The organism is Streptomyces sp. NPDC085927 (assembly GCF_044540975.1).
Lineage (GTDB): Bacteria > Actinomycetota > Actinomycetes > Streptomycetales > Streptomycetaceae > Streptomyces > Streptomyces hirsutus.
This window is the reverse complement of the sequence record NZ_JBITSN010000015.1, coordinates 199,979-216,147: the sequence shown is the minus strand read 5'-3', so window position 1 is coordinate 216,147 and position 16,169 is coordinate 199,979. Positions and strand designations below refer to the sequence as shown.

The 16,169-nt window shown below is 68.1% G+C and carries 12 protein-coding genes; 7 read left to right on the top strand and 5 right to left on the bottom strand.

Going from position 1 to position 16,169, the window contains the following annotated elements:
- Positions 1 to 189: 189 nt before the first annotated feature.
- Positions 190 to 1,617: a CCA tRNA nucleotidyltransferase gene (locus ACIF80_RS30710; protein ID WP_399810548.1), complete on the bottom strand. Its 1,428-nt coding sequence runs from the start codon at positions 1,615 to 1,617 to the stop codon at positions 190 to 192.
- 288 nt (positions 1,618 to 1,905) lie between these two features.
- On the opposite strand from ACIF80_RS30710, the gene ACIF80_RS30705 reads away from it, so the two are divergent.
- From ACIF80_RS30705 to trxA, 7 genes are all read left to right on the top strand, one after another.
- Entirely contained in the window at positions 1,906 to 4,320 is a 2,415-nt protein-coding gene (locus ACIF80_RS30705; protein ID WP_399810528.1) for a DUF6049 family protein, read from the top strand.
- A gap of 44 nt (positions 4,321 to 4,364) precedes the next feature.
- Entirely contained in the window at positions 4,365 to 6,611 is a 2,247-nt protein-coding gene (gene murJ / locus ACIF80_RS30700) for a murein biosynthesis integral membrane protein MurJ (protein WP_399810527.1), read from the top strand.
- 141 nt (positions 6,612 to 6,752) lie between these two features.
- Positions 6,753 to 8,483 carry a protein kinase family protein gene (locus tag ACIF80_RS30695; protein ID WP_399810525.1) on the top strand — a complete coding sequence of 577 codons (1,731 nt, stop codon included), beginning with the start codon at positions 6,753 to 6,755 and terminating at the stop codon, positions 8,481 to 8,483.
- Between the two features lie 29 nt (positions 8,484 to 8,512).
- On the top strand, positions 8,513 to 9,238 hold the full coding sequence (gene sigM / locus ACIF80_RS30690; protein ID WP_399810523.1) for an RNA polymerase sigma factor SigM: 726 nt from the start codon (positions 8,513 to 8,515) through the stop codon (positions 9,236 to 9,238).
- Positions 9,235 to 10,179: an anti-sigma factor family protein gene (locus ACIF80_RS30685; protein WP_399810521.1), complete on the top strand. Its 945-nt coding sequence runs from the start codon at positions 9,235 to 9,237 to the stop codon at positions 10,177 to 10,179. Before sigM ends, ACIF80_RS30685 begins: the two co-directional genes overlap by 4 nt.
- A 192-nt stretch (positions 10,180 to 10,371) precedes the next feature.
- Positions 10,372 to 11,340: a thioredoxin-disulfide reductase gene (gene trxB, locus ACIF80_RS30680; protein WP_399810519.1), complete on the top strand. Its 969-nt coding sequence runs from the start codon at positions 10,372 to 10,374 to the stop codon at positions 11,338 to 11,340.
- 41 nt (positions 11,341 to 11,381) lie between these two features.
- Entirely contained in the window at positions 11,382 to 11,714 is a 333-nt protein-coding gene (gene trxA, locus ACIF80_RS30675; RefSeq protein ID WP_399810517.1) for a thioredoxin, read from the top strand.
- Positions 11,715 to 11,874: 160 nt separating this feature from the next.
- Here trxA and ACIF80_RS30670 read toward each other — a convergent pair whose 3' ends face one another.
- From ACIF80_RS30670 to rsmG, 4 genes are all read right to left on the bottom strand, one after another.
- Positions 11,875 to 12,492, bottom strand: coding sequence for a GNAT family N-acetyltransferase (locus ACIF80_RS30670; RefSeq protein ID WP_399810516.1), 618 nt, complete (start codon positions 12,490 to 12,492; stop codon positions 11,875 to 11,877).
- Between the two features lie 328 nt (positions 12,493 to 12,820).
- Entirely contained in the window at positions 12,821 to 13,921 is a 1,101-nt protein-coding gene (locus ACIF80_RS30665) for a ParB/RepB/Spo0J family partition protein (protein WP_399810514.1), read from the bottom strand.
- Positions 13,918 to 14,994: a ParA family protein gene (locus ACIF80_RS30660; RefSeq protein WP_399810546.1), complete on the bottom strand. Its 1,077-nt coding sequence runs from the start codon at positions 14,992 to 14,994 to the stop codon at positions 13,918 to 13,920. The genes ACIF80_RS30665 and ACIF80_RS30660 overlap by 4 nt, the downstream gene beginning before the upstream one ends.
- A gap of 343 nt (positions 14,995 to 15,337) precedes the next feature.
- On the bottom strand, positions 15,338 to 16,057 hold the full coding sequence (gene rsmG, locus ACIF80_RS30655; RefSeq protein WP_399810513.1) for a 16S rRNA (guanine(527)-N(7))-methyltransferase RsmG: 720 nt from the start codon (positions 16,055 to 16,057) through the stop codon (positions 15,338 to 15,340).
- Positions 16,058 to 16,169: the final 112 nt, after the last annotated feature.

Sequence of the window (16,169 nt, the reverse complement as noted above, 5' to 3'; positions counted from 1 at the left end):
CGCGCCGCCCCCCTACGGCCTTTCGGACCCCCCCCGGGGGGGCCCCCCCTTCTTCTGGCCGCCCGCCCTCACCAAAAAAACGAGGCGGGGGGGGGGGGGGGGGGGGGTGTTTTCACCCCACCCCCCCCCCCCCCCCCGCGTCCTGAGCCGGCTCATGTTTCACGTGAAACATGAGCCGGTTCAGGACTCTCAGCCCTGCTGCCCGGCCCACCACTCCTTGAGGGCTGCCACCGCCGCGTCGTATTCCATCGGGCCGTTCTCCAGCCGCAGTTCCAGCAGGTGCTTGTACGCCTGGCCGACGGCCGGCCCGGGGCTGACGCCGAGGACCTCCATGATCTGGTTTCCGTCGAGGTCCGGACGGATGGCGTCCAGCTCCTCCTGTTCCTGAAGCTTCGCGATCCGCTCCTCCAGACCGTCGTACGCACGCGAGAGGGCGGCCGCCCTGCGGCGGTTGCGTGTCGTGCAGTCCGAACGGGTCAGCTTATGGAGCCGGCTCAGGAGCGGCCCCGCGTCGCGGACGTAACGGCGCACGGCGGAGTCCGTCCACTCTCCCGTGCCGTAGCCGTGGAACCGCAGGTGGAGCTCGACCAGGCGCGAGATGTCCTTCACCAACTCGTTGGAGTATTTGAGGGCCGTCAGGCGCTTCTTCGTCATCTTCGCCCCCACCACCTCGTGGTGATGGAACGAGACCCGGCCGTCGTTCTCGAAGCGGCGCGTACGCGGCTTGCCGATGTCGTGCAGCAGGGCTGCCAGGCGGAGGGTCAGGTCGGGGCCGTCGTCCTCCAGCGCCATCGCCTGCTCCAGGACGATCAGCGTGTGTTCGTAGACGTCCTTGTGCCGGTGGTGTTCATCACTCTCCAGGCGGAGGGCCGGCAGCTCGGGCAGCACATGGTCGGCAAGCCCGGTGTCGACGAGCAGGGTCAGTCCCTTGCGGGGGTAAGCGGACAGAACCAGTTTGTTCAGCTCGTCCCGTACCCGTTCGGCGGAGACGATCTCGATACGTCCGGCCATCTCCCGCAAGGCTGCGACCACCTCGGGAGCCACCTCGAAATCGAGCTGAGCGGCGAAGCGTGCGGCCCGCATCATCCGCAACGGGTCGTCCGAGAAGGAGGCCTCTGGGGTGCCCGGCGTACGCAGCACACCTGCCGCGAGATCGCCCAGACCACCGTGCGGATCGATGAACTCCTTCTCGGGCAGCGCGACGGCCATCGCGTTGACGGTGAAGTCACGGCGGACGAGGTCCTCCTCGATGGAGTCGCCGTACGCCACCTCGGGCTTGCGCGACGCGCGGTCGTACGCCTCCGAGCGGTAGGTCGTCACTTCGATCTGGAAGCTTCGATCGACATCTCCGACCCGGGCCTCCTTCTGGGCCCCGACCGTGCCGAAGGCGATACCCACTTCCCAGACGGCGTCCGCCCACGGACGGACGATCTTCAGAACGTCCTGCGGGCGGGCGTCGGTGGTGAAGTCCAGGTCGTTACCGAGCCGGCCGAGCAGCGCGTCCCGGACCGAGCCGCCGACCAGAGCGAGTGAGAACCCGGCCTCCCGGAAGCGGCGGGCAAGGTCGTCGGCGACCGGGGCGACACGCAGCAGTTCATTCACCGCTCGGTCCTGCACCTGGCTCAGGGCACTGGTTTGTTCGTTGGCGTTCGGCACAACAGAAAAGGGTACGTGGCCCGGGCGGCCGGAAGCTCCTCCATTGATCCGCCCGGGCCCCTTCCACAGTCCCCGCACAGGACCGGCGCCCGGGACACGGAGAGCGCCCCCTTATACGGCCACATACAGGACAGTGCGGCGGCCGACCCGATCTTGCGGACCGGTCCGCGGCACTCAGCCTCACCGGGCATCGTTACCATGCGTGGACGTACATACGACGACCACTGACGACGAGGGACGGGCGAGCACGTGGCCGAGGCGGCAGACTTCCAGGGGACGCATCCCTCACCTGCCCGCCGCTGGCTGCGGCGCACCGGCACCCTGTTCGCCGGAGTCCCCCTGCTGACGGGGCTGCTCCAGTGGCCCGCTGTGTCCCCGGCGGCCGCCACCGCGGGGAGCTCCGTGCAGGCCGCCTCCGGCGCGGGCTCGGTCTCCGTCTCCGTGAACTCGCTCACGCCCGGCGTTCCCGGCGAGGACGACACCGTCACGGTGTCCGGCACGGTGACCAACAAGGGCAAGCAAGCGGTCACCGACGCCCACGTCGGTCTGCGGGTGGGTCCCCTGCTGAACACCCGCTCCGGGATCGACAGCGTCGCCCGGAACAGCGACGACGCCCAGAGCGTCATCGGCTCGGAGGTCGATGACAAGTACGCCCAGGAGTACGCCGAGCTCATGCCTGGCGTCTCGCAGCGTTTCAGCATCTCTGTACCGGTGGACGAGCTGAGCCTCGGGGAGAACGGCGTCTACCAAGTGGCCGTGGCCCTCTCCGGGCAGACCGCCGCGCAGCCCTGGAAACAGACCCTCGGTGTCCGGCGGACTCTCCTGCCGTGGCAGCCCGATGCAGTCGGCACGAAGACGAGCACGACATTTCTGTGGCCGCTGATCTCCACGGTCCACACGACGGCGGAGACCGGTTCCAACGAGCAGCAGACTCCGGTCCTCCGTGACGACGACCTGGCCAAGGAGATCGCCCCGGGCGGCCGCCTGGACCGGATGGTGGCACTGGGCAAGAGCCTCGACATCACCTGGGTGATCGATCCGGATCTGCTGGCATCCGTCGACGCGATGGCCGAGAGCTACCAGGTCCAGGGACCGGGTGACACCACCACGGCCGGCGGCCATCAGGCCGCTGCCAAGCGGTGGCTCGCCAACGTGCAGAGCGCGGTGAAGGGCAAGGAAGTCGTCGCGCTGCCCTTCGGCGATCCGGATCTGGCCTCCCTCGCCCACAACGGCACCTCGGTCACCGGCTCCCTGAGTCACCTCAAGGAGGCCACGGACGTCGTCGTCAACACGGTGGAGCCGATCCTCCACGTGAAACCGACCACGGACTTCGCCTGGCCCGTCAACGGCGCGGTGGACCCCTCCATCGTCAAGGTCGCCACCTCCGCCGGAGCCGACAAGGTGATCGCCCGCAGCGACACCTTCCGTGAGACCGGTGACCTGTCGTACACGCCCTCGGCCGCCCGCCCCATCGGCGGCGGCACCACGGCGGTCGTCGCGGACGCCCAGCTGTCCACCGTGTTCCAGGGCGACATGACCAGGGCGTCCACGTCCACGCTCGCCGTGCAGCGGTTCCTGGCCCAGAGCCTGGCGCTGGGCCTCCAGACCAGCCGGCAGCGCAGCGTCGTCGTCGCACCGCAGCGCACCCCCACCGCCAGCCAGGCCCAGACCATGGCCGAGGCCCTGAAGGCCGTCCAGGACGAGAACTGGTCGGAGTCCGAGGACCTCGCCGCTGCCGCGAAGGCCGAACCGGACCCCGCCGCCACCACCGAGGTGCCCGCGGCCTCCTCGTACCCCTCCTCGCTGCGCAAGCAGGAGCTGCCACGGTCCGCGTTCGAGCAGATCGCGAGGACTCAGGACAAGCTCGACACGTTCAAGGTGATCCTCTCGGACCCGTCCCGGGTCGTGACCCCGTTCGGCCGGGCCCTGAACCGCGGGATGTCCGTCTCCTGGCGCGGCCGGATCGCCGAGGCCGCCACCTACCGCAGCGGCGTCGAGGCGTACCTCGATGAACTCCTCGACCAGGTGAAACTGATCGACAAGTCGGAGACGAAGCTCTCCGGCCGCAGCGCCACCATCCCCGTAACCGTCCAGAACAACCTGGTGCAGGGCGTCGAGAACCTGACGCTGCGGCTCACCTCGACCAACCCGACCCGCCTCGAGATCGGCGGCGACGCCTACGAGGAGCAGCCGGTCACCGTCTCCGGCGGGCACAGCCAGTCGGTGAAGTTCACCACGTCCGCCAACGCCAACGGCCGGGCCACGGTGATCGCCCAGCTGTACACGCAGGACGGCCAGAAGTACGGCGAGCCCGTCACCTTCGACGTCAAGGTCACCGAGATCACCGCCACGGTGATGCTGGTCATCGGCGGCGGCGTGCTGCTGCTCGTCCTCGCCGGCTTCCGGATGTACACGCAACGCAAGCGTGCCGCGGCCCGCGAGGCCCAGGAGCAGAACCGCGTGGAGGACGAGGGCCCCGACGGCCCGCAGAACCCGGACACCCCCGCGGAACGTCCTACCAAGAAGCCGGAGAACGGCCCTGGGACGAAGGAACCGGAAGCCGGCTCGGAGACGGACGCCCCGGAGCAGCCGAGTGACCCGGCACCGGACACCGCACCGGGAAACGCAGGCCCGTCCGGCACGGGTGAGAGAGTGGACCGTTGAGGATGTCGTGGCCGGTGGGCCCGGGACGATGAGGTGGGGTAACCATGAACGCGCCGTACGACGGTGACCGCGGCCATGCCGCGGGCAACTCGGGCCATCCCGAGTCGGACCCCCGGGGGGGCCCGCCGCCCGGTCACGACCAGGCGCCGCAGCCGCCCGCCGACATGTACCTCCAGGACGCCTACGACCAGGATCCCTACCGGGCGCAGGACATCGCCGCTCAGGACCCGGTCGCCGAGGCCCTGTACGACCGCGCGGCGCACCCTCCGCCCCCACCGGGCACATACCCCCCTCAGCAGCCGCTGTACGGGCAGCCGCCCCGCTCTCCCCACGCGCCCGACCCCCGGGTGTGGGCCCAGGCTCCCGCGCCGGAGCCGGACGGCCCGTCCCGACACCTTCCGTACGGGGACGACCCCCGCACGACGCAGTTCGTGGGCGTGGACGACTTGGTCGGCCAGGTCGGGGAGCAACGTCATGAGCCCGACGCCTTCGCCCACCTCTTCCGCGACCAGCAGCAGGGCGGGGGGCACCCCGGCCGGCCCTACGAGCCCGTGCCCGGCCCGGCTTCCGCGGCCCCCGGCCACTATGCGGGCGCCACACCGCCTCCGGTCGCCGAGGCTCCCGCGCCGGAACCGGCTTCCGCGGCACCCGCGAAGAAGGGCGGCCGGGCCGGAGGGCTGCTGAAGTCCAGCGCCGTGATGGCGGCGGGCACGATGGTGTCCCGCCTCACGGGTTTCATCCGGTCCGCGCTGATCGTCTCAGCACTCGGTCTGGGCCTCCTCGGTGACTCGTTCCAGGTCGCCTACCAGTTGCCGACCATGATCTACATCCTCACCGTCGGCGGCGGCCTCAACTCCGTCTTCGTACCGCAGCTCGTCCGTTCCATGAAGGACGACGCCGACGGCGGCGTCGCGTACGCCAACCGGCTGCTGACCCTTGTGATGGTGGCCCTGGCCGCGCTCACCGCCGCCGCGTGGCTCGCCGCGCCGCTCCTCGTGCGGGCGCTGTCGAACCCGGTCGCCTCCGACCCCGCGGCCAACGAGGTCGCCGTCACCTTCACCCGTTACTTCCTGCCCTCGATCTTCTTCATGGGCGTGCACGTGGTGATGGGCCAGATCCTCAACGCCCGCGGACGGTTCGGCGCGATGATGTGGACCCCGGTCCTCAACAACATCGTCATCATCGTGACGCTCGGTACGTTCATCTATGTCTACGGCACCTCCGCCAACTCGCAGATGACCGTCACGAGCATTCCGCCGGAGGGCCAGCGTCTCCTCGGCATCGGTGTCCTGCTCGGCCTCGTCGTCCAGGCCCTGGCCATGATCCCGTACCTGCGCGAAACGGGATTCCGTATCCGTCTGCGCTTCGACTGGAAGGGCCACGGGCTGGGCAAGGCGGCGATGCTCGCCAAGTGGACCATCCTTTTCGTGCTCGCCAACCAGGCGGGCGCGCTGGTCGTGACCCAGCTCTCCACCGCTGCCGGCCTGGACTCCGATGTCCAGGGCACCGGCTTCGCCGCCTACGCCAACGCCCAGCTGATCTGGGGTCTGCCCCAGGCCATCATCACCGTCTCCCTGATGGCCGCCCTGCTGCCCCGTATCTCCCGCTCGGCGGCAGAGGACGACGGTGGCGCCGTCCGGGACGACATCTCCCAGGGCCTGCGCACCACGGCCGTCGCGATTGTGCCGATCGCCTTCGGTTTCATCGCGCTCGGCATCCCGATGTGCACCCTGATCTTCGGCTCCTCGGGCACCAGCGAAGCGACCAACATGGGTTACATGCTGATGGCCTTCGGCCTCGGCCTGATTCCCTACTCCGTGCAGTACGTCGTCCTGCGCGCCTTCTACGCCTACGAGGACACCCGAACCCCCTTCTACAACACGGTCATCGTGGCCGCGGTCAACGCGGTCGCCTCGGCGGTCTGCTACTTCGTCCTCCCCGCCCGCTGGGCCGTGGTCGGCATGGCCGCCTCGTACGGTGTGGCCTACGCGGCCGGCGTCGGTATCGCCTGGCGGCGGCTGCGCACGAAGCTGGGCGGAGACCTGGACGGCGCCCGAGTCCTGCGGACATACGCCCGGCTGTGCATCGCCTCGATTCCGGCCGCTCTCCTCGCCGGCGCGGTCTGCTACGGGATCGGGCACACCCTCGGTCAGGGCGCCGGCGGTTCCTTCGCCGCGCTGCTGGTCGGTGGAGCCGTGCTGCTCGGCGTCTTCTTCGTCGCCGCGCGCCGGATGCGCATCGTGGAGGTCAACTCACTGGTCGGTATGGTCCGCGGGCGCCTGGGACGCTGAGGCGGGGGTAGCCGCACAACCATCGTCAGTCCTTGTGTGTCGTGCATAGCGGCGGACTGTGGGCACAATTGGTTTCGGCGTCGGACGGCGCGCACGGGCCGTCGCCCGACGCGTACATGGATGGGGAGGCAGGGAACGACGGTGGCGGAACGGAGCACAGCTGCCGTCGACGTGGCAGACAACAGTGACGACCAGTCGCTGACCGCGCAGGCGGACCAGTCCACGGCCGACGGGGTGGCCAAGAACCAGGAGCAGGAAACGGACAGCGACGCGGCACAGGAGAACACCGACACCGGGATCGACGGTTCCGGGAAGACGCCGCCTCTCGAACTGCACAGCGGTCACAAGCTCGCCAGACGCTACCGCCTTGAGGAGTGCGTCACCCGTCTGGACGGATTCAGCAGTTGGCGTGCCGTGGACGAGAAGCTCCGCCGTGCCGTCGGCGTGCACATCCTGCCCGCGGAGCACTCGCGTGCCCGCTCCGTCCTGGCCGCGGCCCGTTCCTCCGCCCTGCTGGGCGACCCGCGCTTCGTTCAGGTCCTGGACGCCGTCGAGGAGGACGACGTCGTCTACGTCGTCCACGAATGGCTCCCCGACGCGACCGAGTTGACCGCCCTGCTGGCGGCCGGCCCGCTGGAGGTGTACGACGCCTACCAGATGGTCAGTCAGATCTCCTCCGCCATGGCCGCGGCCCACCGCGAGGGCCTCGCCCATCTGCGTCTGAACCCCAACGCGGTACTGCGCACCTCGACCGGTCAGTGGCGCATCCGGGGCCTCGCGGTGAACGCGGCGCTGCGTGGCATCGACTCCGACACCCCGCAGCGCGCCGACACCGAGTCCATCGGTGCCCTGCTGTACGCGGCGCTCACCCAGCGCTGGCCGTACGAGAGTGACGCCTACGGTCTGTCCGGGCTGCCGAAGGACATCGGCCTGATCCCGCCCGACCAGGTGCGGGCCGGCGTTCACCGCGGCCTGTCCGAGCTCGCCATGCGCGCCCTGGCCAACGACGGGGCCACCGCGTCCCGCCACGAGTCCCCCTGCACCACGCCGGAGGAACTGGTGAAGGCGATCGGCGAGATGCCCCGCATCCGCCCGCCGGAGCCCACGTTCACCACTCCACCGGACTACCAGCGCACGACCTATCAGCAGGGCTCCTACGGGCGCCCCGCGCCCCGGCCGGGCGCACGCGTCACACAGCCCGTCCCTGTCCCCCCGCCTCCACTGCAGAGCCGTACCGGCAAGGCCCTGAAGTGGGCCGTCTCGGCACTGCTGATCGCCGCGCTCGGCCTGGGCAGTTGGCAGCTTGCCGACGCCCTCATCGGCCAGGGCAACAACGCGGACGACACCGACAAGACGCAGACGACGGACGAGAGCGACAAGAGCGGCAACCATCCCAAGCCTGCCGAGCCGCTCACGATCCAGGGCGCCCAGGAGTACGTCGCGTCGGGGAGTGCCCAGGCCCCGGGCGACGTCGCGAAGACGTACGACAACAACAGCGAGACCTACTGGCGGACCAAGAAGTACAACGAAGGCCCGGAACTCGCTCCGTACAAACCCGGCGTGGGCATCGTCTACGATCTCGGCTCGGCCAAGGAGATCTCGACGGCGTCGATAGGGCTCCGCTACACCGGTGACCGCACGGCGGTGCATCTGTACGCCACGGACTCGCTGACGCCGTCGACCGGGGTTGACGGCATGAAGGAGATCGGGACCGGCACGACCAGTGCCGGGACGCTGAACGTGAAGGCGTCGGAGACGGTGAAGACGCGGTACGTGCTGCTGTGGATCACGGCCGTACCGAACACTCCCGCCGACGGCTACAGCACCGCAGGCTACAAGCAGGCCATCACCGACCTGAAGTTCACCGGCTGACGTCTCACCGAGGGAGGGGAGGGGTCCCGATGCCGGATGGCACCACGCACCGCGACGCAAGCGATCAGGACCTCCTCACCCGTCATGTGGCGGGCGATCCCGAAGCCTTCGGCGAACTGGTGCGACGGCACCGGGACCGGTTGTGGGCGGTAGCCCTGCGGACGCTGGGAGACCGCGAGGAGGCCGCTGACGCGGTTCAGGACGCTCTTGTCTCCGCCTACCGGGCCGCTCATACCTTCCGGGGCCAGTCGGCCGTCACGACATGGCTGCACCGGATCACGGTGAACGCCTGTCTGGACCGTGCGCGCAAGGCCGCCTCCCGGAAGACCTCTCCTGTCGATGACACGGAGCGCCTGGAGCAGCTGCTGGAGCCCCACGAGTCCGCTTCGGCTCCTGCGGAACGGAACGACCTGCATCGCCAGCTCGTCGAAGCGCTGGGGACATTACCGCCCGATCAGCGGGCGGCGCTCGTCCTCGTGGACATGCAGGGCTATCCGGTGGCCGAGGCCGCCCGCATCCTCGGTGTGCCCACCGGCACGGTGAAGAGCCGCTGTGCCCGGGGCAGAGCCAGACTCCTGCCTCTTCTGCATCACCTACGACCGGACGGCGGCGGTGACGGCAGGAAACGGGGCAAGGAACGGAACCGGGTGCAGGGGGTATCCGTCCCACCCGCAGCGGGACCGCGTCGAGCAGGTCCGCCGGATACAGGACCGAGTGACCCAGCGGCAGTGAAGGGCGGAGGTGGGCGAGCGTGACCTCGACGACAGACATGACGGAGCACCCAGGCGTCGAGGAGATCTCCGACCTCACCGAGGGACTTCTGCCGCCCGCCCGGGACACCGCTGTGCGCCGGCATCTGGAGGAGTGCGAGCTCTGCGCGGACGTCCGTGCCTCACTGGAGGAGATCCAGGGGCTGCTCGGCACCATGCCGGGGCCCCCCCGTATGCCGGCCGAGGTGGCCAGCCGTATCGACGCCGCGCTCGCCGCGGAAGCTCTGCTCCATGCCACAGCGCCGGAACCCGGGGACCTCGCAGAATCGGTCGACACAGAACCCGTCGGCGCTTCTCCTGCTCTGCCCGACGGTGATCGCGCGCATGTTTCACGTGAAACATCGGTATCGCGTGAAGCGCAGGCGCCGACGGGTCGGCCCGCTGGGCGCCCTCGGCCCTCCACGGCCGGTCCGGGGCGCAAGGGTCGCGTGCGGCATGGACGCCACAAGGCCGCAGTGCTGGGGACGGTGTTCACCCTCGCGGCTCTGGGGCTCGGCACCGTATTCCTCTCGTCCCAGAACGAGGGCCCGGGGGACGGTCATCGGACGGCCGCCACGGATACCTTCTCCGAGGGGAAGCTGGAGAAGCAGGTCTCCGACCTCCTCGCACAGAGCCGGACGAAGGCCAACTCCTCCCGCAGCGCGCAGCCCTTCGGGCTGGAGTCGGCATCCGGTACCCCTGCCGGCCCCAGGGTGCTCAGGGCCACGGTCCCGGAATGCATCCGTGAAGGAATTGGCCGCGACGATGTCGCCCTCGCCACGGAGGAAGGTACCTACGAGGGGCGAGAGGCCCTGCTGGTGGTTCTTCCCGACGTCTCCGACGACACCCGGGTAACCGCCTACGTCGTCGACACCGCCTGTGTCGCCGATCCCTCCTCTGCCTCCGCCGCAAAGGTTCTGCTGGAGCACGTCTACACACGCGACTGAGACTCATGCTTCGACCGCATCCTGTGCGGTATCTCGTACGGTGCGCATCTCCCCGCACCTGCCCGAGGGCCATGTCCGTGTACTCGGGCACAGCGGGAATGCGCGCCCCTTAGGATCCGTTGGGTGAGGTGAGAGTTCCGACAGAAGCTCCCACCGGTCGGATGACACAGACCAGAGACGAGGAATCAAGCTGTGAGCGACGTCCGTAACGTGATCATCATCGGTTCGGGGCCTGCCGGCTACACCGCGGCGCTCTACACCGCCCGCGCGTCGCTGAAGCCTCTGGTGTTCGAGGGCGCCGTCACCGCCGGTGGCGCGCTGATGAACACGACCGATGTCGAAAACTTCCCGGGCTTCCAGGACGGCATCATGGGCCCCGAGCTCATGGACAACATGCGCGCCCAGGCGGAGCGCTTCGGTGCCGAGCTCATTCCGGACGACGTGGTCTCCGTCGACCTGACCGGCGAGATCAAGACCGTCACGGACACAGCGGGCACGGTCCACAAGGCGAAGGCCGTCATCGTCACCACCGGCTCGCAGCACCGCAAGCTCGGTCTGCCGAACGAGGATGCCCTCTCCGGCCGCGGTGTCTCCTGGTGTGCCACGTGTGACGGCTTCTTCTTCAAGGACCAGGACATCGCTGTGATCGGCGGCGGCGACACCGCGATGGAGGAGGCCACCTTCCTCTCGCGCTTCGCCAAGTCCGTCACGGTCGTTCACCGCCGCGACACCCTGCGGGCCTCGAAGGCGATGCAGGAGCGCGCCATCGCCGACCCGAAGATCTCGTTCGTCTGGGACAGCGAGGTCGCCGAGGTCCAGGGTGACCAGAAGCTCTCGGGTCTGAAGCTGCGGAACGTCAAGACCGGCGAACTTTCGGACCTGGCGGTGACCGGTCTGTTCATCGCGATCGGGCACGACCCTCGTACGGAGCTCTTCAAGAGCCAGCTGGAGCTGGACGACGAGGGCTACCTGAAGGTCGAGGCGCCGTCGACGCGTACGAACCTCACCGGCGTGTTCGGTGCCGGTGACGTGGTCGACCACACCTACCGCCAGGCGATCACCGCGGCCGGTACGGGCTGTGCCGCCGCCCTCGACGCCGAGAGGTTCCTTGCCTCTCTCGCCGACGAGAAGAAGGCCGAGCCCGAGAAGACCGCAGTCTGACCCCCACCCGCCCCACGCATCAACCAGTTAAGGAGCCCGCCGTGGCCGGCACCCTGAAGAACGTGACGGACGATTCCTTCGACGAGGACGTCCTCAAGAGCGACAAGCCTGTCCTGGTGGACTTCTGGGCCGCCTGGTGCGGCCCGTGCCGCCAGATCGCCCCTTCCCTCGAGGCGATCGCCGCGGAGTACGGGGACAAGATCGAGATCGTCAAGCTGAACATCGACGAGAACCCGGGTACGGCCGCCAAGTACAGCGTCATGTCCATCCCGACCCTGAACGTCTACCAGGGTGGCGAGGTCGTCAAGACCATCCGTGGCGCCAAGCCGAAGGCCGGAATCGTCCGCGACCTCGAGGACTTCCTCGCCGGATGATCGCCGACCGCCTCACCGGCGGCGCGTGTTTCACGTGAAACACGAATGGGCCGACCCGTACGGGTCGGCCCATTCGCATGAGGTGCCCCGGACTCGCAGATACCGACATCGTCGGCCCGGGCTCAGGGCATCAGCTCCAGGTGGATCAGCATCGCCCGGTTCAGAGGGGGCGCAATGCCGGCTCCTTCTGCACTGCTCCGAGCAGGCGGTCCAACGCCATCTCGACGTCGTCCTTCCACGACAGCGTCGTCCGTAGTTCCAGCCTGAGCCGGGGGTACGTGGGGTGCTGGCGGACCGTCTTGAATCCCACTGCCAGTAGATGATCGGCAGGCAGCACACAGGCCGGCGCCTTCCAGCGCGCGTCGCCGAAGGCTTCGATCGCTTTGAACCCGCGATTCAGCAGGTCCTTCGCCACCGTCTGCACCATTACCCTTCCCAGCCCTTGGCCCTGGTAGCCCGGCACGATGAACGCGGTCATCAACTGCACCGCATCGGGCGACACAGGGCTCGTGGGGAAGGCCGTGGCACGCGGCACATAGGCGGGCGGGGCGTAGAGAACGAAACCCACAGGGGCGTCATCCACATAGACGACCCTTCCGCACGACCCCCAGTCCAGGAGTACAGCGGAGATCCACGACTCCTTCTCGACCGCTGACGTACCCGCCTTTACCGCTGCCTCACCACTGACGGGGTCAAGTTCCCAGAAGACACACGAGTGACAGTTCTGGGGAAGGTCCTGAAGGTTGTCCAGCGTGAGCGGTACGAGCCGACGCCCCATGAAGCCTGTGCCTCGCTTCCTTCACCTGCTGCCTCACGGACTGCTTTCAGAGCATGTCGCTCCTTGAGGAGGCTGCCGATGAACCCACCGAAGACAGCAATCGCCAGCCCTGTTCTCACCAGTCCGGTGCGGCTCATCATTCGCATGGCCCCTGCCTTGCGTTCAGAGAATCAGAGGTACTGCCGGTGGATACACCTCGTATTTCCATGCATCGTATCCACGAAGCGATTCCGTCGATACCGCCAAAAAGCAAAGGGCGGACCATGTTCCGGCTTATACCGGACATGATCCGCCCTTGGTCAGCTCTTCGGCTGAACGAGCCGATGTCTCAGGACTCGTCCTCTACGGCATCGTTGTCCACAAGGCTCCTCTGCAGGACCGGCCCCTCATCGGGAGCGAGCGTGCCAAGGATGCGTTCGAGATCCTCCATGGAGGCGAACTCGACAGTGATCTTGCCCTTCTTCTGCCCCAGGTCGACCTTCACCCGCGTCTCGAAACGATCCGAGAGGCGTGTGGCCAGATCGGAGAGCGCTGGCGACACCAGTGCACCCGCCCGCGGACCCTTGGACCGCGGCGCCTTCTGAGGCCCGGACCCCATCAGTGTGACGATCTCTTCGACGGCCCGTACCGAGAGCCCTTCGGCCACGATCCGATGGGCCAGCCTGTCCTGCTCCTCGGAGTCCTCGACAGATAGCAGAGCCCGCGCATGTCCGGCGGAGAGCACTCCGGCAGCCACCCGGCTCTGGACCCTCGGCGAGAGCTTGAGCAGACGCAGGGTGTTGGACACCTGCGGACGGGAGCGGCCGATGCGGTCCGCCAACTGATCGTGGGTGCAGTTGAAGTCCTTGAGCAACTGGTCGTAGGCGGCTGCCTCTTCCAGTGGGTTCAACTGGGCCCGGTGCAGGTTCTCCAGAAGGGCGTCCAGAAGGAGTTTTTCGTCCTCCGTGGCCCGGACGATCGCCGGGATGGCCTCGAGCCCCGCCAGACGGCAGGCCCGCCAACGACGCTCCCCCATGATGAGCTCGTAGTGCGCCGGCCCGACCTGTCGTACGACCACGGGCTGGAGGAGGCCGACCTCCTTGATGGACGTGACAAGCTCTGCCAGTGCGTCCTCGTCGAAGACCGCGCGGGGCTGACGCGGGTTCGGCTTGATGGACTCGATGGGGACCTCAGCGAAGTGTGCCCCCAGGGGAGGCATGGGAGTCTCCGCCGCACCTTGCGTCGAGGGCTCCTCTGTTTCACGTGGAACAGAGGGCAGTGCAGCCAGCTTCGCGGCGGCCACCCCGCGCTCGTTCGACGCCACCGGCGGGCTGACAGGAGACGCGGAAGCAGCGCCTCCCGTCATGGCCGGGGCGGTCATTTTCTCTGTCGGGGCGGCAGGAATCAGTGCGCCGAGACCACGACCCAACCCTCTCCGTCGCTCACTCACTGGACGCCCTCCACCATGCTCGGATCGTTCTGCTGTGTGCCGATGTGCGCGTTCGATGCGTCATAGCTGACGCCTACACCCCTCAACGCGATCTCTCGTGCCGCCTCAAGGTAGGAGAGGGCACCGCTCGATCCAGGATCGTAGGTCAGTACCGTCTGCCCATAGCTCGGTGCCTCCGAGATACGTACAGAACGAGGAATGCTCGTCCGCAGCACCTCTTCACCGAAGTGACTGCGTACCTCGTCCGCCACCTGGGACGCGAGCCGCGTCCGGCCGTCGTACATGGTGAGCAGGATCGTCGATACATGCAGGGAGGGGTTGAGGTGACCCCGCACCAGATCGACGTTGCGGAGCAGCTGCCCCAGGCCTTCCAGCGCGTAGTACTCGCACTGGATCGGGATCAGGACCTCCTGACCTGCCACCATCGCATTGACTGTCAGCAGGCCGAGCGACGGGGGACAGTCGATGAGGATGTAGTCCAAGGGCTGCTCGTAGGCTTGGATCGCCCGCTGCAGCCGACTCTCCCGTGCCACCAGGGACACCAGCTCGATCTCCGCACCGGCAAGATCGATCGTGGCGGGTGCACAGAAAAGACCCTCCACGTCGGGCACCGGCTGGACGACTTCCGCCAGCGGCCGGCTCTCGACCAACACGTCATAGATGGAAGGGACTTCGGCGTGGTGGTCGATCCCCAGAGCCGTGGATGCGTTGCCTTGAGGGTCGAGGTCGATCACCAGGACCCGAGCACCATGGAGCGCGAGTGACGCGGCAAGGTTGACGGTCGTCGTCGTCTTGCCCACGCCGCCCTTCTGGTTGGCGACCACCATGAGGCGTGTCTGCTCAGGCCGCGGCAGGCCCTCGCCTGCGCGGCCCAGCGCGTCCACCGCCACCTGGGCAGTACGACCGATGGGAGTGTCGTCCATCGGAGGCGGTGTTTCACGTGAAACATCCGCCCCCATCGATTCGGTACGGGGACCGGGGACCGGGTCGGTCATCGGTCCCGCGATGTTGGCGTCGGACCGCAAGGATTCACTCTCCTCGACTTCAGGCTCGCAATGAACAGAGCCTCCCATGTCTTCGGGGTCGCGAACCAGCGAGGCCTTACGTTCTGTGGAGAAAACCACCTCTGTGGACAACTCCGCGCCCCCTGAGGGGGATGAACTCTCGTCGGGAACAGGACCCTCTCCGAGTGAACCGAGAGGCTTACGGTCGCGGGGTTCGGCTGCGGCGCGACCGCGACTGATGATGCCGTGCAGCAGGGAGCGACGTTTCACGTGAAACACGATGCACAGCAGCCGGGCCCGCACTGTCGCGACACTCCGGCACGCGAAGGTTCGGCAGCTTGTGTGGAGTACGGCTGACCGCTCAGAGCGTATGCCTGTTCGCCAGCCGTCCTGCCACAGGACGTGCGAACCCTTATCCGCGTCGGCGCCGTGCACGCCCCGTGCGGGCGGCCTTCGCGCGCTTCGCCGCGAAACGCACACCTCCGGGGCTTTCCCCGACCTCGACGCGCACGACTGTGGACATCGGATCCACCACGCCCTCACCCACATGCACGACCGACGTCGCCACTGCACCGAGTTTGTTCAGAGCGACGGTCGCGCTCTTCAGCTCCTCCTCGGCGGCATCGCCCTTGAGTGCGAGCATCTCTCCGTAGGGCCGGAGCAGGGGGATGCCCCATGTGGCGAGACGGTCGAGCGGTGCCACGGCCCGCGCGGTCACCACATGGACCGGAGGCAGCGTTCCCATGACCTCCTCGGCCCGTCCACGGACGACCGTCACATGGTCCAGGCCCAGCAGTTCCACCACTTCGGTCAGGAAGGTGGTGCGCCGCAGCAGCGGTTCCAACAGCGTGATCTTGAGGTCCTCCCGGACCAGCGCCAAGGGAATGCCGGGCAGGCCGGCGCCCGAGCCGACATCGCACACCGTCACACCCTCGGGAACGACCTCCGAGAGCACCGCGCAGTTCAGCAGATGCCGCTCCCACAGCCGGGGCACCTCCCGCGGACCAATCAGACCACGCTGCACGCCCGCCTCGGCAAGTAGCTCCGCATAACGCACCGCGTCCGCGAAGCGATCACCGAACACCTCACGGGCCTGCTCGGGCGCGGGGGGAAGCTCCGCTGCCTCCGTCACGGGGGACCGTCCTTCCGTACTGTGCCGACCCACCGGCCGACACCACAGAACTATCAGGCTGACAAAATTCGGCCCCGTCTGCACAACAGACGGGGCCGGTGGAATGTGGAGC